The sequence below is a fragment of the Lysinibacillus sp. Bpr_S20 genome (genome assembly GCF_023337835.1).
Classification (GTDB): Bacteria; Bacillota; Bacilli; order Bacillales_A; family Planococcaceae; genus Lysinibacillus.
Genome location: NZ_JALNLQ010000004.1, coordinates 268,589 through 292,273, shown reverse-complemented (window position 1 = coordinate 292,273; position 23,685 = coordinate 268,589). Strand labels below are relative to the sequence as shown.

27 protein-coding genes are annotated in these 23,685 nt (G+C 36.8%); 12 read left to right on the top strand and 15 right to left on the bottom strand.

What is annotated here, in order from left to right:
• Window positions 1–16: 16 nt before the first annotated feature.
• The 4 genes from qoxB to MWJ95_RS12410 all read left to right on the top strand — a co-directional run bounded on the left by qoxB (window position 17) and on the right by MWJ95_RS12410 (window position 4,025).
• Window positions 17–1,960: a cytochrome aa3 quinol oxidase subunit I gene (gene qoxB, locus MWJ95_RS12425; RefSeq protein ID WP_249072781.1), complete on the top strand. Its 1,944-nt coding sequence runs from the start codon at window positions 17–19 to the stop codon at window positions 1,958–1,960.
• A gap of 1 nt (window position 1,961) precedes the next feature.
• Window positions 1,962–2,561: a cytochrome aa3 quinol oxidase subunit III gene (qoxC, locus tag MWJ95_RS12420; protein ID WP_249072782.1), complete on the top strand. Its 600-nt coding sequence runs from the start codon at window positions 1,962–1,964 to the stop codon at window positions 2,559–2,561.
• A complete protein-coding gene (gene qoxD / locus MWJ95_RS12415; protein ID WP_249105811.1) occupies window positions 2,561–2,845 on the top strand; it encodes a cytochrome aa3 quinol oxidase subunit IV in 285 nt (94 codons plus the stop codon). Before qoxC ends, qoxD begins: the two co-directional genes overlap by 1 nt.
• 322 nt (window positions 2,846–3,167) lie before the next feature.
• Complete coding sequence (locus MWJ95_RS12410) at window positions 3,168–4,025, top strand: DUF6612 family protein (protein WP_249072784.1); 858 nt, start codon at window positions 3,168–3,170, stop codon at window positions 4,023–4,025.
• A 94-nt stretch (window positions 4,026–4,119) separates the two neighbouring features.
• Here the strand turns inward: MWJ95_RS12410 and MWJ95_RS12405 are convergent, their stop codons facing one another.
• Genes MWJ95_RS12405 through MWJ95_RS12395 form a run of 3 tightly spaced genes read right to left on the bottom strand, consistent with a single transcriptional unit; the run spans window position 4,120 to window position 7,995 of the window.
• A complete protein-coding gene (locus tag MWJ95_RS12405) occupies window positions 4,120–5,322 on the bottom strand; it encodes a Ger(x)C family spore germination protein (RefSeq protein WP_249105808.1) in 1,203 nt (400 codons plus the stop codon).
• Window positions 5,319–6,416 (bottom strand): spore germination protein, encoded by a 1,098-nt coding sequence (locus MWJ95_RS12400; protein ID WP_249105806.1) that lies wholly within the window; start codon window positions 6,414–6,416, stop codon window positions 5,319–5,321. Before MWJ95_RS12400 ends, MWJ95_RS12405 begins: the two co-directional genes overlap by 4 nt.
• A gap of 25 nt (window positions 6,417–6,441) precedes the next feature.
• Window positions 6,442–7,995: a spore germination protein gene (locus MWJ95_RS12395; RefSeq protein WP_481817353.1), complete on the bottom strand. Its 1,554-nt coding sequence runs from the start codon at window positions 7,993–7,995 to the stop codon at window positions 6,442–6,444.
• Window positions 7,996–8,434: 439 nt separating this feature from the next.
• Between MWJ95_RS12395 and MWJ95_RS12390 the strand changes: the two genes are divergently transcribed.
• Entirely contained in the window at window positions 8,435–9,439 is a 1,005-nt protein-coding gene (locus tag MWJ95_RS12390; protein WP_249105803.1) for a nucleoid-associated protein, read from the top strand.
• 162 nt (window positions 9,440–9,601) lie between these two features.
• On the opposite strand, the gene MWJ95_RS12385 is transcribed toward MWJ95_RS12390, so the two are convergent.
• The 3 genes from MWJ95_RS12385 to MWJ95_RS12375 form a co-directional block, all read right to left on the bottom strand.
• Complete coding sequence (locus MWJ95_RS12385; protein ID WP_249072789.1) at window positions 9,602–10,105, bottom strand: DinB family protein; 504 nt, start codon at window positions 10,103–10,105, stop codon at window positions 9,602–9,604.
• A 61-nt stretch (window positions 10,106–10,166) separates the two neighbouring features.
• Window positions 10,167–10,709 (bottom strand): TlpA family protein disulfide reductase, encoded by a 543-nt coding sequence (locus MWJ95_RS12380; protein ID WP_249072790.1) that lies wholly within the window; start codon window positions 10,707–10,709, stop codon window positions 10,167–10,169.
• A 33-nt stretch (window positions 10,710–10,742) separates the two neighbouring features.
• The gene (locus MWJ95_RS12375; RefSeq protein ID WP_249072791.1) at window positions 10,743–11,120 is read right to left on the bottom strand and encodes a hypothetical protein; all 378 of its coding nucleotides are present in this window, start codon (window positions 11,118–11,120) and stop codon (window positions 10,743–10,745) included.
• A gap of 252 nt (window positions 11,121–11,372) precedes the next feature.
• Here MWJ95_RS12375 and MWJ95_RS12370 point away from each other — a divergent pair, with 252 nt between their 5' ends.
• Entirely contained in the window at window positions 11,373–11,852 is a 480-nt protein-coding gene (locus MWJ95_RS12370; protein WP_249105802.1) for a DUF6530 family protein, read from the top strand.
• Window positions 11,853–11,871: 19 nt separating this feature from the next.
• Window positions 11,872–13,248 (top strand): MATE family efflux transporter, encoded by a 1,377-nt coding sequence (locus tag MWJ95_RS12365; protein WP_249105799.1) that lies wholly within the window; start codon window positions 11,872–11,874, stop codon window positions 13,246–13,248.
• Window positions 13,249–13,347: 99 nt separating this feature from the next.
• On the opposite strand, the gene MWJ95_RS12360 is transcribed toward MWJ95_RS12365, so the two are convergent.
• From MWJ95_RS12360 to MWJ95_RS12350, 3 genes are all read right to left on the bottom strand, one after another.
• The gene (locus MWJ95_RS12360; RefSeq protein ID WP_249105797.1) at window positions 13,348–13,686 is read right to left on the bottom strand and encodes a hypothetical protein; all 339 of its coding nucleotides are present in this window, start codon (window positions 13,684–13,686) and stop codon (window positions 13,348–13,350) included.
• Between the two features lie 177 nt (window positions 13,687–13,863).
• Window positions 13,864–14,064 (bottom strand): cold-shock protein, encoded by a 201-nt coding sequence (locus tag MWJ95_RS12355; RefSeq protein ID WP_248716720.1) that lies wholly within the window; start codon window positions 14,062–14,064, stop codon window positions 13,864–13,866.
• A gap of 343 nt (window positions 14,065–14,407) precedes the next feature.
• Window positions 14,408–15,331, bottom strand: a complete 924-nt coding sequence (locus MWJ95_RS12350; RefSeq protein WP_249105795.1) for a helix-turn-helix transcriptional regulator — start codon at window positions 15,329–15,331, stop codon at window positions 14,408–14,410.
• 546 nt (window positions 15,332–15,877) lie between these two features.
• On the opposite strand from MWJ95_RS12350, the gene modA reads away from it, so the two are divergent.
• Both modA and modB read left to right on the top strand, forming a co-directional pair.
• Window positions 15,878–16,666 carry a molybdate ABC transporter substrate-binding protein gene (gene modA / locus MWJ95_RS12345; protein WP_249072796.1) on the top strand — a complete coding sequence of 263 codons (789 nt, stop codon included), beginning with the start codon at window positions 15,878–15,880 and terminating at the stop codon, window positions 16,664–16,666.
• On the top strand, window positions 16,667–17,323 hold the full coding sequence (modB, locus tag MWJ95_RS12340; protein WP_249072797.1) for a molybdate ABC transporter permease subunit: 657 nt from the start codon (window positions 16,667–16,669) through the stop codon (window positions 17,321–17,323). It abuts the gene before it with no gap.
• A gap of 84 nt (window positions 17,324–17,407) precedes the next feature.
• Here the strand turns inward: modB and moaD are convergent, their stop codons facing one another.
• From moaD to MWJ95_RS12315, 5 genes are read right to left on the bottom strand one after another with little or no spacing between them, the layout of a single operon-like run.
• A complete protein-coding gene (gene moaD, locus MWJ95_RS12335; protein ID WP_249072798.1) occupies window positions 17,408–17,641 on the bottom strand; it encodes a molybdopterin converting factor subunit 1 in 234 nt (77 codons plus the stop codon).
• Window positions 17,642–17,655: 14 nt separating this feature from the next.
• On the bottom strand, window positions 17,656–18,114 hold the full coding sequence (locus MWJ95_RS12330; RefSeq protein WP_249072799.1) for a molybdenum cofactor biosynthesis protein MoaE: 459 nt from the start codon (window positions 18,112–18,114) through the stop codon (window positions 17,656–17,658).
• Window positions 18,111–18,629 carry a molybdopterin-guanine dinucleotide biosynthesis protein B gene (gene mobB / locus MWJ95_RS12325; protein WP_249072800.1) on the bottom strand — a complete coding sequence of 173 codons (519 nt, stop codon included), beginning with the start codon at window positions 18,627–18,629 and terminating at the stop codon, window positions 18,111–18,113. The genes MWJ95_RS12330 and mobB overlap by 4 nt, the downstream gene beginning before the upstream one ends.
• A complete protein-coding gene (locus tag MWJ95_RS12320) occupies window positions 18,596–19,888 on the bottom strand; it encodes a molybdopterin molybdotransferase MoeA (protein ID WP_249105793.1) in 1,293 nt (430 codons plus the stop codon). The genes mobB and MWJ95_RS12320 overlap by 34 nt, the downstream gene beginning before the upstream one ends.
• Window positions 19,889–19,903: 15 nt before the next feature.
• Entirely contained in the window at window positions 19,904–20,920 is a 1,017-nt protein-coding gene (locus tag MWJ95_RS12315; protein WP_249072802.1) for a thiazole biosynthesis adenylyltransferase ThiF, read from the bottom strand.
• Between the two features lie 110 nt (window positions 20,921–21,030).
• On the opposite strand from MWJ95_RS12315, the gene MWJ95_RS12310 reads away from it, so the two are divergent.
• The 3 genes from MWJ95_RS12310 to moaC are packed head-to-tail and all read left to right on the top strand — an operon-like array spanning window position 21,031 to window position 22,590.
• Window positions 21,031–21,525, top strand: coding sequence for a MogA/MoaB family molybdenum cofactor biosynthesis protein (locus MWJ95_RS12310; protein WP_249072803.1), 495 nt, complete (start codon window positions 21,031–21,033; stop codon window positions 21,523–21,525).
• The gene (gene mobA, locus MWJ95_RS12305; protein WP_249072804.1) at window positions 21,522–22,115 is read left to right on the top strand and encodes a molybdenum cofactor guanylyltransferase; all 594 of its coding nucleotides are present in this window, start codon (window positions 21,522–21,524) and stop codon (window positions 22,113–22,115) included. Before MWJ95_RS12310 ends, mobA begins: the two co-directional genes overlap by 4 nt.
• Window positions 22,108–22,590 (top strand): cyclic pyranopterin monophosphate synthase MoaC, encoded by a 483-nt coding sequence (gene moaC / locus MWJ95_RS12300; protein ID WP_249072805.1) that lies wholly within the window; start codon window positions 22,108–22,110, stop codon window positions 22,588–22,590. Before mobA ends, moaC begins: the two co-directional genes overlap by 8 nt.
• A 77-nt stretch (window positions 22,591–22,667) precedes the next feature.
• Here the strand turns inward: moaC and moaA are convergent, their stop codons facing one another.
• Entirely contained in the window at window positions 22,668–23,684 is a 1,017-nt protein-coding gene (moaA, locus tag MWJ95_RS12295) for a GTP 3',8-cyclase MoaA (protein ID WP_249106056.1), read from the bottom strand.
• Window position 23,685 lies beyond the last annotated feature (1 nt).

Genomic DNA, 23,685 nt, shown 5'->3' with positions numbered 1-23,685 from the left:
GAAAGGAGCGCATCCAATGAGTATGGAAGAAGTATTCCATCCTATGCAAGAACCGATGATTTTAGCGGCAGCTATTAGTATCGTAGTTGGAGCAGTGGTTATTGTAGCTGGCCTTACGTATTTCAAAAAATGGGGCTATTTCTACAAAAACTGGCTATCAACTGTTGACCATAAAAAAATCGGTATTATGTATATCGCTGTAGCACTTTTGATGCTATTCCGTGGCGGTATCGATGCACTATTAATGCGTGCACAAACAGCAGTTCCTGATAATGGACTTCTTGATGCACAACACTATAATGAAATTTTCACAACACACGGTTTATTAATGATTTTATTCATGGCTATGCCATTCGTAATTGGTTTAATGAACGTTGTTATCCCACTGCAAATTGGTGCACGTGACGTTGCCTTCCCACGTCTGAATGCAGTCAGCTTCTGGTTATTTGCAGCTGGTTGTGGTTTACTAAACCTATCATTTATCATTGGTGGTTCACCTGATGCTGGTTGGACAGCTTACTTCCCACTAGCTGGGACAGAATTCAGTCCAACTGTTGGGAACAACTACTATTCTTTAGCTTTACAATTATCAGGGATTGGTACGTTAATGACTGGTGTTAACTTCATCGCAACAATCATTAAAATGCGTGCACCTGGTATGACATTAATGAAAATGCCAATGTTCACTTGGTCAATTTTAATTACAAACATTATTATCGTATTTGCATTCCCAGTTTTAACTGTAGCACTTGCTTTAATGATGTTAGACCGTCAATTCGGTACTCAATTCTTTGCAATGCAAAATGGTGGTATGGATATGCTTTGGGCCAACCTATTCTGGGTTTGGGGACATCCTGAGGTTTATATCGTTATCCTACCTGCTTTCGGTATCTTCTCTGAAATCATTGCTACATTTGCACGTAAAAACTTATACGGCTATAAATCAATGGTTATGAGTATGGTCGTTATTTCATTACTATCATTCTTAGTATGGGCCCACCACTTCTATACAATGGGTCACGGTGTAATGGTAAACAGTGTATTCTCTATTACAACAATGGCAATCGCTGTTCCAACAGGGGTTAAAATATTTAACTGGTTACTCACTATGAGACACGGTAAAATTCAATTTACTACTCCTATGCTTTATGCGCTTGGCTTTATTCCAATCTTCACAATTGGTGGGGTTACAGGGGTAATGCTTGCAATGGCAAGTGCCGACTATCAATATCATAATACGATGTTCTTAGTTGCCCACTTCCACTATGTATTAATTCCAGGTACAGTATTCGGTGTACTTGCAGGTTACCACTACTGGTGGCCAAAAATGTTCGGTTTCCGTTTGAATGAAAAACTAGGTAAAGCTGGTTTCTGGTTCATCGCAGTATGCTTTAACGTAACATTCTTCCCTCTATTCATTTTAGGTTTAGATGGTTACGCTCGTCGTATGTACACTTACTCTGAGTCAACTGGTTACGGTCCATTAAACATGCTGTCGTTCATCGGTGGTATCGGTCTTGCTGTCGGCTTTGCGTTAATCGTATATAACATTTACTACAGCTGGAAACATATGCCTCGTAATGAAAAAGCAGATGTTTGGGATGGTCGTACGTTAGAATGGGCTACTCATTCTCCAGTACCAGAATATAACTTTGCAGTAGTTCCAACTGTTACTCGTTTAGATGAATACTGGTTCGCGAAAAAAGAAGGTCGCGATATTACAGCCGGTAAAATTGAAAAGATTCACATGCCTAACAACACTGGCACACCATTCTGGATGAGCGGATTCTTCTTCCTTGCAGCATTCTTCGCTGTATTTAATCTATGGATTCCAGCCATCATTAGTATGATTGGTGTATTCGGCTTCATGATTCACCGTTCATTTGAAAAAGATCATGGTCGATACATTTCAGTTGAAGAAGTTATGGCAACTGAGAAAAGCTTGAGAGGTGATAAATAATATGAAAATCGATTCTTCACTTCCATTAGAATATAGTACAGAAGAAAATCGCCTGAAAATTTTCGGTTTCTGGGTTTTCCTTGGCGCCGAAATCGTATTATTCGCCACACTATTTACAGTGTATTTCACACTTCAAACACGTACTGGTAGTGGCCCAAATGGCGCTGAGATTTTCGAATTAACACCAGTATTATGGGAAACATTCTTATTATTAACAAGTAGTTTCACAATTGGTCTTGGTGTTCACGCAATGCGTATTGGCAATAAAAAAGCGATGATGGCATTTTTCATCATCACACTTCTATTAGGTCTTGGCTTCTTAGGCATTGAGATTGATGAATTTATCACATATGTTGATGAAGGTGCAACAATTCAAACAAGTGCATTCTTATCTGCATTAATGACTTTACTTGGTACGCACGGTGCCCACGTAACATTCGGTTTCTTCTGGGGCGTTGCAATCTTAATCCAAGTAGCTGGCCGTGGTTTAAACCCACAAACGGCTAACAAAGCATTCATCTTCTCACTGTACTGGCACTTCCTAGACGTTGTTTGGATTTTCATCTTCAGCTTCGTCTACTTGAAAGGACTGATTAGCTGATGAAGGAATTATTCCCAAAACAACACGTGATGGGCTTCGGCTTCTCACTATTACTAACAGTTGTTGCTTTAGCTGTTGTAAAATTTGATATGTCATTTAACATGGCATTTGGTATTTTACTTGTAACTGCTCTTGCACAAGCAACTGTACAATTAGTATTATTCATGCACATCGGTGAATCTGAAGACAAGAAAACGTTATATACAACGATTTTATATTCAGTATTCGTAGGTGTTGTCACAATCATTGGTACATTATTCGCAATGATCTGGGGCTATAATTGATAAACAGAGCCGAGAAAATGGTATCATTTTCTCGGCTTTTTCTTTTTATATTTTTTTCAACATCAAATCCTTCTACTGTCAACCCCCCTCCCCTTGCGCCAAGATGAGTTACTATGGACGTCCATTGATGAGAATTACTATTGATGAACCAATTTTCTTGAGATTAATCATGAGTAAGAAGACTTATAAATATAGGTATACGTTAGGTATTTACTATTATTTTAACATTGAATTAGCACTGTTTTTTAAATAACGAAACTTTTACTATTATTGTAATGTATACTAGTAGATATTGTTTTTACCAAGAATAGGAGCTGAACGTATGAACAAATTTTTTAAAGTTTTAAGTGTTGGCGCACTAGCACTTACACTAGCTGCTTGTAATAGTAGCGCTACACCAACGAAAGACACAACTAAAACAAGTAAACTCACTTTAGAACAAGTGTATGAAAAAGCGGTAGAACGCCAAGCCGACGTTAAAAGCGCAAGTGCAAAAATGGAGATGACTCAAGAATCCAAGGTTGGATCAGGTGAACAATCTATGGAGTTTAGCATCGATTCGAAAATGGATATGGATGTAGTTACCGATCCAATTGCTATGCACTTATCAGGCACAATGACAATGCCAGATATGGCTGATGAAGGCAAAAATACAGAAATGCCGATTGATATGTACATGAAGAAGGATCAAGGCTTTTTCATGAAAGATGAAGCATCTAAAAGCTGGTTTAAACTACCCGACGACCAATTTGATGCAATGATCGAACAAACAGCATCATCTGCAGACGCTAAGGCACAATTAGAACAGCTTAAAGACTTTATCGGTGATTTCAAATTCGAACAAACAGATGATTCATATGTCTTAACTTTAGACGCTAAGGGCGATAAATTTAAAGAACTGATCGATTCTGAAATTAACAAATCAATGAAAGATATGGGTCTTGAAGAAAATCCACTTGATAAATTAACAATCGATAAAATTCATTACATTCTACAAATCGATAAAAAGACATTCGATACTAATAAAATGGATATGAATTTCGATCTAAAAATGAAAGTTGAAGATCAAGAACTATCAATGAAAACAAAATCAGTTGTGACATACACTGATTTCAATCACCTAAAAACAATCGACATTCCACAAGAAGTTATCGATAAAGCAAAATCAATTGCACAGTAAACAACATAAAAAGAATCTGCATACTTTATGTACGCAGATTCTTTTTTATATTTGCGTCAAGCGTATCCTGAGACTTTAAAACAGCATATACGTTTTATTCCCCTGAAGTCCCGTAATCTTTAATCGTTATGTTGACCTCACACTGAATCGGTACCCCGCTAAATATTTGATCCCAATCTTTCTTTACCTTTTCCCATACTTTAGGATACTCTATTCTCAATCTTGTCCCAAATCCTGATACGTCCGTTTGATATTCATGTTGTATCTTATCTAAAACATTCTTTACCAAACGTTCTACCTCTTTTTCAGTAGCCTTTTCTGCTTTTTTCAAAAACTTATTGTCAAATGTTTTCTCTGAAAGAACCCAATGCTCAGCAATCCGCCCTTCAGATTCGATTTTCACATTAAATGAGATATTGTCTCCATCAACATGCGGTATAATTTTACTTTTCGTTGAAATTATTTCATATATAATCGGCTGATCTGTCTCTTCATAAAAACTTGTTACTAAACCTCCTTTGCCCTTTCCAGTTATCCACGTTATACCCTCTAATTCTTTTCCCGTAAGAAAACCTCTTAGTTTTTTTGTCTTCCCTTCTATCACAGCTGCACCGACAAACTTTATTTCATCGTTCTCTGAAACTACACTCTGCAACAAAAAACTGGCTTCTGAATATAATTTTCCCTCTAATTTTGCAAATGTCATCGGTGGTATTATCTTAGTAGTTTTTTTATGTCCTTTCATCATCTCAACTAGTTGAAAGGCAGGAATTTTAGATGGTTCGTTCGATTCAAGAATATTACTTGCATGATTTTTAGCGATTAGCAGAAGCGCACTTGGTCTCATTTCTAGTTCCCTTAGAAAAAAATCCATTGTTTGCTTTAAATTGAATGTACTTGCAAAATCCTCTCCTATGACAATAACCTTTGAATGTTCTGCAAAGGCACGTTTGTCGTTTTTTAGTATCATATTACGTAAAGTAGGAAGAACCGCATCACCGGTTTCTGAAACGTTTTTATAAGCTTGTTGTTTTTTACCTTCTTTTGGACCGGAACCAGTTGTCTCCGAGGTAACGAATTGATTCGTAATCGTAATCAGCTCTTTGTTAGAGTTCCTAGCTTCTTGTTCCTCCGATTCCTCCCTAGAATTAGTATCTGTTTCTAAATCTAACGAGGTACCTACAATAAGACCCAAATCTTCAATTTCTTTACTGCTCCAACACCCTGTAAGAAGTAGAAGTATAAAAGATAACAGCAAACTTAGTTTAAATCGTCCTTTCATATAGTTTAATTTCATGTTTTCCCACCCTTTAACCTCAAAATAATAAGTAAGATTATGGGGAGAACACCAAATAAAAATAATGCAGTATTGCCAATCATATTGCCGAACTTAAAGAGGTCATTGATATTTTTAGGCGTCATAGAAATAATGTAAATAAGCGGTAGCAACCCGAATATAAAAGGTTGTATGTTCTTTTTAAAGAGTTGAGCTAACCCTAATGCAGCGGCAAAATAGGTAATAGTAAAGGTGGCGAATATTTGCATGATCCATATCACGAGCAAAAAAGACTCAAATCGTTCAAAGATTAGCCCCGGAATTTCAAAACTTCGCATAAGTTCTAATGTAGGCCATGTTCTCGTGACAACTCCCTTAACACTTAAAGCGCCTATTACCATTACAACAGTGATGACATAAAAAATTAAGGGAATCGTTAAACCGACAAGAACGACTTTTACTGCTTTCGTTTTCTCTGACTTCTTCATAAATGCAACAAGCAGTAGCATAATTTCAGGACCTAAAAATGCGAGAGTTGCTGTCTTTACTCCTTTTAATACTGGCATAACACCCAACCCTAATACCGGACGTAAATTGTCTATTTCAAATATTCCTAAGCTCAAAAAAGCCACCAATAAAAAGAGTACAAATGTGATAGGAAAAATTATTTCAAATAGTCGAGCAATCCCGTTGATTCCGCTACTAATCAAATAGAGGCCTATCCACATAAAGGGCAAAATGATAGCCCAAGTTGGTGTTCCTTCGAGCAGAAAGAGTGAGGTTACTTCTGCCATTATCCTGACTTCAAATGCTGAAATTGTAAAGAAATAGACTATTATAAGCAAGCTCAAGAAGCAACCTACCCATTTCCCTACAATATCTTGGCTATACTGATAAAAGGTTTTTTCAGGGAACTTTTGGCTTAATTTCACGATAATTAAGCTTGCAATTATCGCAATTATTCCCCCTAGAAAAACACTAATCCATACATCCGGTGTTTTCACCTTTTCAACAGATGTTCTCGGCAAGGTAAGTATTCCTGTAGCCAAAATATAATTAACGAGGATAACAACTGCTTGTGAAGGCGTAATTTTGTCTTGTGAATTCATCATCATGCCAGTTAATTTCCTTTCCTAGTGACTAATCCTGACGGCTAGAATCTTTTGTATGCAACATCTTCGGACGACGTTTCATCATCATAAGTGGCATACGAACCATAAAGTCTTTCCAATCACTCGCTCTATAAGGAACCGTCGGACTAACATAAGGGATGCCAAAACTCTTCAATTTCACTAAATGGCTACAAAGAAGTAAGAAAAACAGGATAACCCCATATAAACCAAATAAAGCAGCAAAAAACATTGCTACGAAACGAAGCATGCGCAATGAAATTCCCGCGTTATATTGCGGAATAGCAAAGGAAGAAATAGCCGTTAACGCAACAACAATTACCATAATGGGGCTAACGATCCCTGCTTGTACAGCAGCTTCCCCAATAACAAGCCCGCCGACAATTCCCATTGTAGGGCCAATAGGCTTAGGCAAACGAAGCCCAGCTTCTCGTAGAATTTCAATCGCTACTTCCATAATTAGTGCCTCTATGATTGCAGGAAACGGTACACCTTCCCTTGTTCCCATCATTGACAATGCTAGCTTAGTTGGAATTAACCCCTGATGAAACGAGACAAACGATATATATAAGGACGGTGCAAAAAGCGTAATAGCTGCAGCTAAATAACGTAATAGTCGAATGAGTGTACTTGGCAACCATCGTTCATAATAGTCTTCTGGTGATTGCAATAACATACTAAATGTCACTGGCACGATTAATGCAAAAGGTGTCCCATCTAATAAAATTGCCACTCTTCCTTCCATCAAGGCAGCAAAAACACGGTCTGGGCGTTCCGTATTCTGAACTTGTGTAAAAGGACTGAGATAATTATCTTCTATTAATTGCTCTACATAGCCCGATTCCGCAACATCATCAATATTTATTGATTGAATTCTTTTCTTTACCTCTTCGATCAAGTTCGGATCTGCAATCTCTTGAATATAGGCGATAACCAATTCTTTTTTTGTCCGTTTACCTACCTGGAAATTGATAATGGATAAATCACTATTTTCACCATGCTGTCTCAAAAGAGCTGTATTATCACTTAACGTTTCTGTAAAGCCTAATCTTGGACCTCGAACCAATGCTTCCGAGACCGGTTCTTCAAAATTGCGCGATTTCCCTTTGACCGTCCCGAGCATTAATACATTGGGTATTCCATCAATTATCAAGGCGGTCGCCCCTAATAATATTTTGCCTACCGATTGCTTTACATCATACTCTTCTGTTATATCGCTAACGGAAAGAACTTCATTTTTAATAAACGTCTGTAAAAAGACTCCTTTTTCATAAATAGACTCCTGCTCATCTTTCTTTAAAACATTCCCCATTAAAGATGCCAAAATATGTTTATCAATCAGTTCTTTATCTGACAGCCCATCAAGAAAAATAATGGCTGCTCGAATATCTGTGTTCCCTATGTGAAACTGCCTAACATGCACATCCCAGTTATGGCCAATCTCATTCTTTACAAGTTCAACATCTAAGTTGAAATCACCCGTATAATGATCATAGGACCCTTGGGAAGACTTCTGATGTTCGAGCTCAACCTTTTGGTTAGTTTGATCGTTTATTTCCTTCATTTCATCTTCATGCGTCTTTTGTTTAGATACTATTCCATTAAACAATTTGAAAATAATATAAGGAATGAAAAATACAATAAAACCTTGCATAAATACTTTCCATTCTGGAATGTAGGATAAGATTTTTCCCCACATATTCATCACCCTTTTAAGCTGTTAATAAAGCGAATTACAGCTTCACGATTTATATAGTTCCATCATTATCTATGCAACAGCATTTTAAACTTATTTCATTAACATTTTCGCTTGTCATGAATAAAGCTGTATCGGCTGTGAAAATCCTTTTTACGGTAAACAAAAAAATCTTTCGCCATTGTTGTGCAAAAGATTTCTGTTGGTCATCACTATTCATTTTGAACTAGTAATAAAATACATTAAAATATAGTTCTAGATATGTTATGGTATATTAGCTACAATGCTATTTTAGAAGGTGGAAAACATGCTAGAAGTAAGTGAAAGTAAGTTAGCACAATATATTATACATTTTATTGATGATACTCTCGTGTTAGGTGAGGAATCATTATCACAGCCAGAGGTCATGCTAGAGGCAGCTTTTACACAGCTAGCGTTTAGCAAAATCGATTTGGAACAGCAATTCGAATTTTTTCATGAAACAGATATTGGATTAAATGAGGTGTACACATATGTGAGGGCAATTTTTGATCAAGAGACTAGTTTCCTTGAACAATCAATCAACATTGCAAAACACTTACATAGTGTATCTCAACATCCTAACATTAAAAGTGGCGAATTATTTATTGGACTATTTGACAATTGTTTTCTAGCTACAGAAGCTAAAAAAGTAATCGCCATCGTTAAAATTGATGAAAAAGAAATGTTTTTAGATGTAAAAAACGACCACAACAAAATGATTGTCAATGGCATTGATGGGATTAATGTAAAGAAAATCAATAACATGGCCATTATCGTAGATATGGGAACGGATGAGGCTCCTGCTGTCTTTATGAAAACGAAAAGGAAAGAAGATATTATCTACTGGCAAGAACGATTTTTAAAAATACGAGCCGCTGATGAACATTACTACAAAACGAATTTAGCGTTAGTAGAATGCAAAAAATATATTTTAAAAGAAGAGAACTTTACGAATACTGAAAAACTAGGGCTTTTAAACAAAACGCTTGATTACTTTAGAAATGAAGATGAATTTCAAGTAAATGATTATATTGATACGGTATTTGAACATGCGGAGCCAACACAGAAAGATATTATTATCAATTCGGTAAAACCTTATGAAACCGTTATTTCTGAGAGCGCACTTGAAAAGGCTGAGAAAAAATATAAACGCAAAATTAAACTTGATTCTAATATTGAAATTCAGGTGAATGTCCAGGATATCGAGCAAGTGGATGAACTAATTGAAGTAGGCTATGATGAATCTACAAATCGAAAATTCTATAAGATTTATTTCCAGGAAGAACTATAATTAAGTTTTAAGAGACTTTCCAAGTTGTCAGGGGAAGTCTCTTTTTTGCTCCTCATCATAGCGTGCGGTTGATTTCCCTTCGGGGGCGTCAGGAGGCTTTAGCTTCTTTCAGCGAATGATTGGACACCCGCTGAGAGAAGTTAAAATACACCTTAATTAGTTTTACATTTCTGGAGCTTCCATACCGAAATTTGCCCACTCCTCTTTAGCTGGACCATAAATGCCTGGGACAGTTAATCCCGCCTGTCGCATAAGAACTGTCATTTGCCCTCGATGGTGATTCTGATGTTGAATCAAAAACATTAACAGTGTACCAATTCGCATTTCTTGACCGAAAAAATTGATGGGCTCGTGAAGGGTTTGATCAGTCCAATTTGTTTTTACCGCTTCCACAAACGCATGATTAGCTTGGGTATAGCTATCTGCAATAAATTGTGCTGAAGTAGGAACAGGATAATCTTTAGATGGAGCATCAAATGATAAACTTGTATTTGAAGTAATGATGCGAATTGCAGTAACTGTATGCCACGCAATACGTCCTAAAGTCCAATGATCAGATGTTATTTCCTGTTTAAGAGATTCATCAGTTAGATTGTTCAATAACCTCTTTGTACAATTTACTTCGAACGCCCAAGACTTAAAAAAATCATTTAAACTCTGATACATAAAAAATCCCCCTCTTTTCTAAAAAGCGTCGATAACAGAAAAGCGCTCTCATCGTAAAATATTAGTAGAGCTTTTCAATATAATTGTTTATTTCTTTTTGATTTATCGATCCTTTTATCGTGTGCAATAATTTACCTTTAGCATCAAATATAAAAGTTGTTGGATAAGCCATTACTTCAAATGATTTTTGAAGTGTACCATCTAAATCAAGAAATATAGGAAAATTCAAATTGTATGACTCTTGAAATTTCTTGGCATTTTCACTACTATCTTTAGAAGTTGCATTGATCGCTAACAACTCAACATTATCTGGTTTATTATTATAAAAATCTCTTAATTCAGGAGCCTCTTCTTGGCATGGGTCACACCAAGATGCCCAAAAGTTAACAATTAGAACCTTTCCATTGTATTCTTTAAATGTTGTTGATGATTCGTCTAATCGTGTTAATTTCGCATCAAAAACAAGCTGTTTTGATCCATCTTCATTTTCTACTAGTGGATTAACTGTTTCTTCTTTTATCAATACATTTTTCACAACAATTCCTACAAGTAATATGACTAACAAAGCTGAGAAATACAAACCTAAACGCTTTTTAAACTGCATAAATGATCACCTAATACCCTTTTCTTAAAGTTCCTAGATTGAATTTCGATAAGCTAACATTAATTTTTCTTTAGCTTTCTGACCAGCCAATCCTGTTTTTAGTAATTCATCAGATGTTTGATGATCTAAAGTTTTGGTAAATTGATTTAATAGGTTATCTATCAAAACATCGGGCATCTCGCCTGTGCTTTGATCTGTATCTTGTCTCTTTGGTAATTTGATTTCTTTAATCATTACTCTTTCGCCATTCAATTTTGTTACATAATGACGAATATAACCATCTTCTTTTTTAATTTCATATTTTGCTTTGCTTTGTTTATTTTTATCTAAAAATAAATCTGGAGATAGTCTATTTAGTTGATCTTTTTTTATCGTATTTATGTAATGATTATTTGTAGATTGGATCCTCACCCTCTTCCCCCCTTTCATTCGTTATTTCCCTATTATTTTACCATTATATAAATAGATTACCATTTTAACCAATTTAATCGAATTGGTCTACTCTCTATAAATTGTAGTAGCTATCCAGTTTGTTGATGAGATTCATGCGATGGAAAATTTTCCACACAAAGATTGACATCCAAATTTGTCCAATGCTATATTTACTAATGCAGTAATTTACTAAATTACTAAAAATTAAATTAACAAAGGAGGATGCAATTAATGAAAATTCCTACACATTTAAAGCATAAACCTGTAATTGTTGCTGAAAATTATGCCAATATTGACGGGCGTACCGCTTATCATACAGATGCCCAAGGGCTGTCACTAGGCTTAGCTCAATGGAATGACAGAGGCAAGGTTGATATTTCGGCTAAAGTGTGGCGTCATACAGGAGGTAAATGGTCACGTCAATCGGAGGAATTACCACTTCATCGCGTGCTTGACCTCGCTATTTTAGTATGTGAATCTCAGCTTCATTTTAAGGAAGCTTATCGCTACGATCATTTATATGATGAAGAAAACCCTGTTATTAAACGTGTTGGCTTACAAGGGGATGCAATGACAGTGGAAGTATGTACGGAAAATGAACAAATTAAAGAGGATATTCAGCTCTTTAGTCAAGCTTTAAGTGCGGATAGTGAACTAATCGGCGAACGCTTGAGTACGCTATCACATCTTTTAAAGGAAATGGGTTATTAAAACCCAAGAGGGGATAAAAATGGACCAACAAATTTTACATGATGATAAGAAACTGCAAAAAGCTTTTTTTAACTTTTTAATCCCGGTAATGCTCGCGAATGTGCTGCAGTCACTAGGGCAAGTCTTTGGCATGTTTATAGTTGGGCGCAATTTAGGGGTTGATGCGCTAGCGGCAATCTCTGCATTCTTTCCATTCTTCTTCTTTTTAATGGCATTTGCTATTGGGATTGGCTCAGGTAGCTCGATTTTAGTAGGGCAAACATATGGAGCTGGCAATCATGAGAAGATGAAGGAGGTTGTTGGGGTAACCCTAGCCTTTACGACGATTTTATCAATTGTTGTCGCAATTTTTGGTGGCTTTTTCATTGAGTGGATTTTACGTTTTATGCAAACACCTGCTAACATTTTAGATATGAGTATTAGCTATGCTCAAATTTTATTCTTCACTCTACCAATTATGTTTTGGTATTTGGTGTACACAACCTTTATGCGTGGTGTCGGTGACTCTAAAACACCATTTCTATTTTTAGTTATAAGTGTTATTCTAAATATCGCATTCCTCCCACCATTAGTTTTTGGCTGGCTTGGTCTGCCTGAGTTTGGCTTAAACGGCGCTGCTTATGCCTCTGTTTTGTCCAATCTGGTAACAATGTTATTATTATTTGCCTACTTGCATAAAACAAAGCATATTTTGCGCTTAGACAAATCGATTTTACAGCATTTTAAATTGAAGAAGGATATTTTATCTTCACTATTAAAGTTAGCCATTCCAGCAAGTATTAGTATGGTTGCGATTTCTGTAGCAGAAATTGCTGTAATAGGCTTCGTGAATGTTTACGGCTCCGATGCCACTGCCGCATATGGTGTTGTCAATCAAGTCGCTAGCTATGCACAGGTGCCAGCAATGAGTATTGCTATTGCGACATCTGTATTTGTAGCACAAGCTTTAGGGGCTAATTCTACAGATATGATTAAAAAAATTCGTCAATTAGGTGTGCTCGTTAACTATATTTTAGGTGGCGCGATTATTTTAATAATGTATTTATTTGCGGAACCTATTCTGTCTTTCTTTATTGATAAACAGGATACAGTATTGATCGCCAAGGATTATTTATATATCGCGTTTTGGAGCTATTTAATTTTTGGCCATACACAAACCGTTTCAGCTACAATGCGAGCTACAGGCGTTGTCTTATGGCCTACAATTTTCCTAGTCATCGCAATTTGGGTAGTCGAGGTACCATTGGCGTTTGTTTTATCGCACTACACTTCATTCGAGCTAAACGGCGTTTGGATTGCTTACCCTACTGCCTTCTGTGTACATTTTGTATTACAATACGCATACTTCAAGCTAGGCTGGCAAAAACGAACATTAAAAGCAATGCTCAGCGAGTAATTTACGATAGTGTCTGTAGACAAAGTTATATATTAACTTTGTCTACAGCAATTTTATAAAGGTGTTTGGGGTAAACAAAAATTGGTGATCTCCCATTATTTAAGCTTGATCAGGTGGAATTACTCCCCAAATAAGTAGGAGAAAGAATACTAACCCAATTAAAAAGAATATTAGTGAAGTAATAAATATCGGACCTATTTGATAAGTGAACCGTTCTCTTTTCATAATTATGCCTGTTTGCCCACTAGCTTGAGATGCAAATAATCTAGACATAGCTCCCCCACTACTTGAAAAGTAAAAAGTGCCCCCAGCAAAAACTATACCAGTGAAAAACATTACCTCGATAAATCTTACGGAGAAAAATGAAGCAATAAAATACGTAATTAAAACTTCTACAATAAATGCCACTATCATAATTATCAAATTTTTCCCGCTCATATAAATCCCCCCATTCTTCAAAGTTTATGCTTCCTACTCTGTATACGATTGAAATTGTATTAGGTTCCAAATTTTAACTTATTAACCAATCATTTTTTTCATTACAACACTTCATTTTTTGCATAAGAAAAAGGCATCCTAATGAAAGGATGCCTTTTTATGGTTACATCATTAAAATTAAAGTTTTACGATGTTTGTAGCTTGAGGTCCACGTTGGCCTTCTTCTACTGAGAATTCTACTTTTTGACCTTCTTCAAGTGTTTTGAAACCTTCACCTTGGATAGCTGAGAAGTGAGCGAATACGTCATTTCCACCTTCTACTTCGATGAATCCAAAACCTTTTTCTGAGTTAAACCATTTTACTGTACCTTGTGCCATTTTGCATGACCTCCATTAATTAAATTTACGTAAAATCATTTTTCTTCAAAAGAAAAAATTCACATATTACAAAAAGCATCAAACAAAACACGATTACTCTTTGTAATATGTGAATTTATTGTTCTCTTGAAAACGATTTTATTATCTTTACTATATAAGAAAAAATCGTATTTGTCTAGTGTAAATACAGACTTTCTTAATATTAGTCTCTCACTTACCTATTTTGTTACTAAAATAAGTTCATCAACTAAGTATATGTAAGCCTTTTTAGATCAATGTAACTCGTTAGTTGAACAAACTAAAACCATGCGCTCTCTGTACAAAAGACTTCTGCTGAAAGAAGTTAAAGTGTCTCATAGATAACTTGCCCCATTTTAGTGACATCATAATCTCCTAGTGCGTCTATTTCTGATTGGAATTCTGGTGAATTTAAAATTTCTTTTACCGATTCAATCAGCAGATGGTTTTCAGGTGTTTTTAATAGGACAATATCATAGCGTTCTTTAATAAGTGGTATAAAGTCAACCTCTATGAGTTTTGATATTTTTTCAATACCTATTCCTATGTCTGCATGGCCATTTGCGACAGCAGAGGCTACATCAATATGACTCATTTCCTCTTCGTTATACCCTTCTATTGAGGATGGAGATATGTGATGCATACGTAATTGTTCATCTAGAAAAGTACGGGCACCCGAACCTTTTTCACGGTTCATCAATTTTAATGATTTAGTCTTAAAATCCTCCATTGATTGAATTTGCAATGGATTTCCTTTTTGAACATAAAAGCCTGCTCGGCGAGAAACTAGATTGAGCAGAATATAAGAGTGACTGACAAAAATCTTTTTTAAATAAGGTGTATTATAATCCCCTGTATCACCATCGTACAAATGTAAACTTGCAATATCACATTCCCCATTATACAGCGCCATAACACCATTAAAGCTACCTTCATGAGAGCGCAATACTTTATTTGATTGTTTTTTCTCTATATATTTTCCTAATAAGTCTAAGGCTAAATCTTGTCCGCTTATAATAACTTTTTTAGTTTTTGTCGAAGGAGTAGTCATGGCAGTAGATGAAGCAGGAGTAACTCCTGTCTTGCTCTTTTGTATATATAATTGTAAATCAGTTCTATCGACACGCATTTGTCGGCCTACACGAAAAATAGGTAAGTCTCCCTTTTTCACTAAATCGTAGATCGTTAATTTTGAAACCTTTAATAGTTGAGCCACCTCTTCAATCGTATAGGAATGTTCATGTGACATGTAAAAAATCTCCCCTTCTGCTTCTATTGATACTATAGTAACTTAATTATAATATTTTTGGACCATCACCAAAACGTGTGGTTGATCTCCGTTCCGACTGGGCGCTTTCCTGGGGCGTCCGTTGAGCCGCTTGGGCCAACAGATGTTTTTTGCGCGAAAGCGTAGTGCTAACGGAGCGGCAGCAGCACCGAGGTTGGTCACGAAGGCGTTATCACAGAATGTGATGCTCCTAGCCTTCGTTCCCCTACTTGCTCTCTCCAGGGTCTCGGGCCAACACGAGGTTGGTCACGAAGGCGTTATCACAGGATGTGATGTTCTTAGCCTTCGTTCCCCTATCGCTAATCCCCAAGGAGTCGCCCAGCCTCCACTCCAATCAACTTATTTACATAGTATACGTTTAACAAAATTCCTCTACAACTTTAGGTGATGAACCATATTTTTTACATCTTGAAAGTTTCTAGTGATTTGGTATTCCTTTTTTAGATATAACTAATTATAATTAATCATGTCTTGTTATAACGAGTTATAAAAGGGAGTATAATCAAAGTGAAAAAGTATTATAGTTTAATAGCTTCATTGTTACTACTGATCGGCATTTTAGCGAGTTGTGGTAGCCAAGGAAGCAACAACAATACAAACAAACCCGTTGAATTAACAATTTCCGCAGCAGCTAGTTTGCAAGATTCATTAGAAGAGCTTCAAAAAGCCTATGAAAATGAACACGATCATATTAAAATCACATTTAACTTTGGTGGCTCTGGTGCTTTACAGCAACAAATTTTAAAAGGTGCTCCTGTGGATCTTTTCTTTTCAGCAGCAGAAGACAAATTTGATGAATTAGTTCGAGAAGATTTAATCGACAAAAAACAAGGAACAGACCTTTTAGCGAACGAATTAGTATTAATCGTTCCTAAGAAAAATGAAAAACATATTCAATCATTTGAAGACTTAACGAAAATTGATACCATTGCCGTTGGTACACCTGAAACAGTTCCTGCTGGCAAATACGGTATAGAAACATTGAAAAACATGAAACTTTGGGGAAATATAGAATCAAAAGTAGTGTATACAAAAGACGTACGACAAGTTCTTACTTATACGGAAACTGAAAATGTTGATGCAGGTTTGGTTTATAAAACCGATGCCCTTGTATCAGAAAAAGTCGATATCGTTGCTACAGCCAATGAAGATACTCATACACCTATTATTTATCCTGTAGGTGTTATCAAAGATAGTAAGCATATAAAAGAAGCGGGCGATTTTTATCGCTATTTACAAAGTGATCAAGCGATGAAAGTATTTAAGAAATACGGCTTTCAAGGAACCCAACAATAGATGAGTACGGATTTCTGGTCACCGCTTAAGCTTTCTATCGAGATAGCACTTGTGTCAGGAATAATTGTGATAGTAGCAGGTATTGTCTTTGCTAAATGGATGGCAAAACGCAATTTCAAAGGAAAAATATTTCTAGAAACAGTGTTACTTTTACCATTAGTATTACCCCCTACTGTAGTAGGATTTCTTCTAATTATTATTTTTGGCAAAAACAGTGTGCTAGGTAACTTGATAACATGGCTTTTTAACCAACCAGTTATGTTCACATGGTGGGCGGCGGTCATTGCTTCTACGGTTGTTGCATTTCCTTTAATGTATCAATCAGCAAAGACTGGCTTCGAATCTGTTGATAAGGACATCGAAAACGCTGCACGTGTTGATGGTGCTAACGAATGGCAAGTCTTCTTCTTTATTTCTATCCCTCTTGCATTAAAATCTATTGTCTCTGGTGGAATTTTAAGTTTCACACGAGCTTTAGGTGAATTTGGTGCAACCTTAATGTTTGCTGGAAACCTCCCAGGTAAAACGCAAACTACCCCACTTGCTATTTACATGGCGATTGGTTCGGGTAACATGTCACTCGCTTGGTCATGGGTGATTTGTATGATAGGTATTTCCTTTCTTATGCTGTTGTGCGTTCATCACACGAAAGCATAAAGTACTCTTCCCTACTAACTAGGATAAATATAATAAAAGATGTAGTCGGTTCAAATTAAACTGTACCAACTACATCTTTTCTTTTTACCCTCCACTAATAGGTGGAATAAACGCGATTGTATCCCCTTGTTTTACAACCGTTGTATCTGTTGCAAATTCCTCATTCACTGCTGTCATAACATGTTGTAAATTAACTTGTGGATATTGAATTTCCATCCATTCTTTAATTTGTCCAATTGTTCGGTCTGACTGGTCTACACATAATTTTGACTCACCGATGATTTCTTGTAAGTGAGCAAACAATAATATATTAATCACAAGATTCCTCCTCCCTAAATTGATGGATTTCCTTTTGGATAAGGGACATTTTCTAATTGATCACCAATCCATTCGGTCCCATCTTCCCAATACTCTTTTTTCCAAATCGGTACAATTTGTTTAATACGGTCAATCGCATATTCATTTGCTTCATAGGCTATTTTTCGGTGTGGTGATGAAACCGCAATGACAACGGCAATATCCGAAATGTCTAAATGACCAACACGATGTGTAATGGCTACTTTCGCTTCTGACCATTTCTCTTGTATTTCTTTAGATATTTGTTCAAACATTTTAACAGCCATAGATGGATAAGCTTGATATTCCAAATGAAGTGTTTTCTTTCCTTTCGTCATTTCACGTACTGTCCCGATGAAAACAGTGATGGCACCAGCATTTCGATCAGTTACTTTTTGTCTTACTTTTTCAACATCTATTGGTTTATCAACGATTTCAAACAACGATGTAGTCATAATTTTCTCCTCATTTCTTGCATAAGAACTTCCATATATTGTGTTTCTTCTTGAATTGAAAACGTCGGATATTTTAACGGTTTTTTTAGTGGATAGGTCGGCCAATAAAGAACACAGACGATATTGCTTACTTTTTGTAGCAAAGATTCATCTTCCTCCTGTCGCAAAAGAACAACCTTCGGATAATCTTCATTTTTATAGCCTTCAATGAAAATAATATCCATACTTAATGTTTCATAAATAGCTAGAATATCAGCAAGTTGCCAGTCATTTTGGTGAATACTCATCCGCAAAGTACCCTCTCCCTCAACTGCTGTTACACTCGCGCCAGCCTTCTCATGACGAACGCTGTCTTTTGAACTTTCTACCATCGGAATTCCGCCATGTCCATGATGCTTAATTGTACCTACACGAAAACCTTCTGTAGTAGCTTGTATAATGAGTTGCTCCATTAACGTTGTTTTACCACTATTTTGATAGCCTACGATTTGTAAGATTTTTCGATGCTGTCCCATGGCCACTCACTTCCCTGTAAATCTTCTAACAATAAGACAACTACTTGCATCCCTTTTTCGTATCCGCGTGATCCTCCTGGTAATACAATAAAAGAATTGGCTTCTGCTAAGGAAGATACCGCACTAGATTTATCAAAACCAGAGGGAACTGCAACTAATTGACCGTTGTCGAACGAAGAACTCGCACGCACAAAACGGGTAAATGGATTCGGCTTTTTAAAGTCCGCACCTAAAATAGCCTGCTCCCTACGTAGATGTGGTTGCTTATTCCCAAAGGCTGTGCGAATAATAGGCCGTGTAAATAGTTCAAAGCCAACATAACAAGCTGACGGATTACCTGAAAGGCCAAATAATAATTGACCGTTTCGAGCCGCCACAGTTGTTACACTACCTGGTCGCATCGCTACTTTATTGAAAAGTACTTGTGCGTCAATAGCTTCATAGATGGCAGGTAAATAATCGTAATCACCTACTGATACTCCACCTGTTGTAATCAATATATCTACTTCCTGAAGAGCGTTTTCAACAGCTTCAATACATAATTTTAGATCATCACTAAACTTACCAAAATATTTGACGGTTGCCCCAGCACGTTCAATTTGAGCCATCATCATATATGCATTACTGTTACGAATTTTCCCTGGTTGCAAAGGATCACTTGGTTCCAATAATTCACTACCTGTTGCAATAACGCCTACGATTGGTTTTCGAAAAACAGGGACTTGACCATAACCAAAAGTAGCAAGCAATGCGACAACACCAGGATTGATGTACTGTCCTTTTTCAATAAGAATGGCGCCCTTTTGAACATCCTCTCCCTTATAGGAAATATTGGTTCCTGCTTCATAAGAGCGTTTAATCGACATATACCGTTGATGGTCTTCTTCAAATGTGTGCGTTAATTCTAACATAACGACTGCATCACATCCGTTTGGGATAGGCGCTCCTGTCATAATGCGCACCGCTTCGCAATCCCCTACTTTTCCCTCAAATACATAGCCCGCGCCAATTTCCCCCACTACTTTAAAGGTTACTGGATTTTCTGAACTAGCCTCTTGACTATCGACCGAGCGAATAGCATAACCATCATAAGGTGATCGATCAAAAGCTGGTACATCTTGATCTGCAGCCACATCTTCTGCTAAAAAACGGCCATGTGCTTGCTGTAGTGGAACGACCTCAATTTTTTCTTGGAATGCAAACTCCATGACACGTTGAACAGCTTCCCCAACAGCAATTGGTTTTCTTTTTTCTAACATTTACGTTACACTCCTTTAGCCTAATAAACGATAATAAATGGTTTTCGCTTTTTGTATATCTTGTATACCGTGAATAACAACTCGTCCATCTTGGAATATCACTAGTCGATAATCTTCGGCTTGGCAAGATAGTAAATAGGGATTTTGTTGAATATCACCATAGGGACGAAGTTGTACGGCGAGCTGATCCAAATGATAATGAATCGGTTTAGGTGGACGTATTTGAATAGCATCGCGACCACATAATACATTTAATTTTGTTTGGTTTTCATATGACAAATATGGATAGGTTGGATTTTCCCCACAAGATGGGCAATCAGATTTGCGAATTTTTTCTACGTTTATTTCATAGTGTTGATTTTGCCAAACATCAAAAGTTAAATAAGTTTTACGTAATGCTTCTTCATCACCTACTAAAAACTTTAATACTTCAGCTACTTGGTAAGCTGCTACGATTTGAACAGTTGGATTTATAATTCCTACTGTATCGCATGTCATCCCTGTATTGGGCATCACTGCTAGCAAACAATGTAAACAAGGTGTTTTACGTGGCACAATTGTATAAGTAGCACCATAACTGCCTATACAAGAACCGTAAACCCAAGGAATTTGATATTTTTGTGCAAGATCGTTCATCATAAAGCGAATATCAAAGTTATCCGTTGCATCCACCATTATATCTACATCTACAAGCAATGGAATTATTTGCTCTGTACACGCATCCAGAATATATTCATTGATTTCTACCTCAGAGTTGATGCTTTGTAGTCGCTTTTTTGCAGCGATTACTTTAGGGATTTTTTCTAATGCATCTTGTTCGGTATATAGTTGTTGTCTTTGTAAATTACTCCATTCTACATAATCACGATCAATAATCGTCAACTTTCCGACGCCTGCCCTTACAAGAGCCTCTGCGCTCGCACTGCCTAAAGCACCAACTCCTATCATCAAGACATGCTTTTGTTTAAGTAGTTGCTGCCCGTTTTCTCCGATTGGGCTGAATAATTGTTGTCTAGAATATCTATTATGCATAACCGCTTTCGCCTTTCTTTCTATGAAATTTAGTTTGACCTTTTAATTTATAGCTTTATAATAAAAGCAATGTTTTTTCATCAACTCTATAAAAGGAGGTCTTTTATATCTTGCATCCTACACATAGTCAACTTCCTATAAGAGCTGCCATTTTAACAGTGAGTGACACACGCACGAAGGCGAATGATCGTGGTGGTCAGCGTATTCAATCCTTACTTCAAGAAGCTTCATTTGAAATAGCAGACTACCAAATGTCAAAAGATGAACCGCTTGAAATCTCAAACCATGTAAAAAAATGGTGCGATGATCATACTATTAATGCCATTATCGTAACAGGAGGAACTGGATTTACACCGAGAGACCAAACGTACGATACGATTCTCCCTCTTTTCGAAAAAGAAATGATGGGATTTGGTGAATTATTTCGAACACTTAGCTATGAAGAAATCGGCCCAAAAGCTATGTTTAGTCGTGCAACAGCAGGTAGTCGTGCTAAAACGGCTATCTATGTTCTGCCAGGTTCCACTAATGCCGTGACTCTTGCGATGACAAAACTAATTGTTCCTACTGTGCAACATTTTGTCGGTGAGTTGAACCGCCTATGAAAACGGCTGGTGTTGTCTTAGCTGGTGGTCAATCTTCTCGGTATGGTCAACCAAAAATGTTTGAGTTATTTGCTGGTCTGCCTTTATATAAGCACAGTCTCATAGCCTTACAAAAAAATCAACTGCAGCCTTTAATTATTGCTACGAATGCTAGCTTGCAACCAAAGTTTGTAGAAGAAAATGTTCAATGGATCATTGAACAACAGCCTCATCAAGGACCTCTGTTTGCCTTGCATAATATCATGACAAATTTCCCGGAAGTAGAATGGTTTTTCGTTATAGCAAGTGATATGCCTTTTATTAATGCAGAATTTGTCCAAACGATGCTCTCATTTATCGATGATCGATATGAGGCTATTGTTCCTACACAAGCTTCAAGATTGCAACCTCTTGCTGCTTTATATCGACGCAGTGCTTTACCAAAAGCACATGAATTAGTGCAACAAAACAAGCGAAGTATGAAAGTCTTGTTAGAGCAACTTCAAGTATGTTATGTCCCATTTGAAGAAGACAGCTCAACATTTATCAATATCAATTCCCAACAAGATTGGCTACAAACATTTGAAAGGAAGTCTACTAATAATGAGTAATTTTACACACTGGAATGAAGAAGGTCGTCCCAAAATGGTCGACATTTCAGAAAAAACAATCACAAACCGTACAGCGATCGCTCGAAGTACAATCGCGTTATCCGATGAAGTCTATCAAGCTATCCAACAGGGAGGCATAAAAAAAGGCGACCCAACGCAAGTGGCACAAATTGCTGGGATTATTGGTGCTAAAAAAACTGCTGATATTATCCCAATGTGCCATCCGATTATGTTACAAGGAACAGATCTTCAATTTGATTATACAAAAGCAGAGGTTGGTTACGAGCTACACATTCAAGCTACAGTGAAATGTAGTGGTAAAACAGGTGTCGAAATGGAAGCATTAACTGCTGTATCCATTGCTGCACTAACTTTTTATGACATGTGTAAAGCTGTCGACAAGTCTATGGTGATTAAAGAAACATACCTAGTTCAAAAAACAGGCGGAAAAAGCGGTAACTTTATGCATAAATAAACAGAAAAAATTCGGCAATTTTTGCCGATTTTTTCTGTCTTTTACTAACAACATTAACGAATACCACTCTTTTTCGTCTAACCACCGATATGTGACATTTCAATTTTTGAGTTTTTCCTTTTTTCCATTGTCTGTTCATTTCGTTCATCGGAATAACGATCTTTTCGATTTTCCCAAACTTTCGAAATGTGTTGAGTGATGGTTTCATCATCTTCTCCAGCCCTTAACAAATCTCTCAGATTCGTTCCCTCGGTTGCAAATAAACACGTATATAATGTTCCTTCTGCCGAAATACGGGCACGCGAACAAGTGGAGCAGAACGAATCTGTGACAGATGAGATCACGCCAATTTCGCCTTGAGCATCCTCATATTGATAACGTGTAGCCACTTCCCCTTTATAATTAGGGTCAACAGGATACAACGGGGAAAATTGGTGGACCTGGTCAATGATTTCTTTCTTTGACACAACTTCATCTAGCTGCCAACCATTCGAATTCCCGACATCCATATATTCAATAAAGCGAAGAATATGCTGTTTCTCTTTAAAATACGCTGCCATCGACGTGATATCTTGCTCATTTTTTCCTTTTTGAACGACCATATTGATCTTCACTTGTAAACCCGCTTCTGCCGCTTTTTCTATACCTTCTAATACCGTTTTCACTTTTCCTCGATGGCCATTCATCTCAAAAAAACGTTCCTCATTTAGGGAATCTAAGCTAACAGCTACTCGTGATAAACCTGATCTCGCCAGTTCATCGGCATATTTTTTCAACAATGTGCCATTGGTCGTTAAGGCAATATCTTCTACTCCATCTATGCGATGTATACGTTCAATTAACCTCGGCAAATCACGACGTAGTAAAGGCTCACCACCCGTAATACGTACTTTTTTCACACCTAATGAAACGAAAATTTTTACTAATCGTTCGATCTCTTCAAAACTCAATATTTTATCTGACGGTAAAAAAGCATAATCTGGACCAAATACTTCTGCAGGCATGCAATATTGACAACGAAAATTACAACGGTCTGTTACTGATATCCTTAAATCTCTTAATGGTCTGTGTAGTTGGTCTTGTAGATTAGTAATG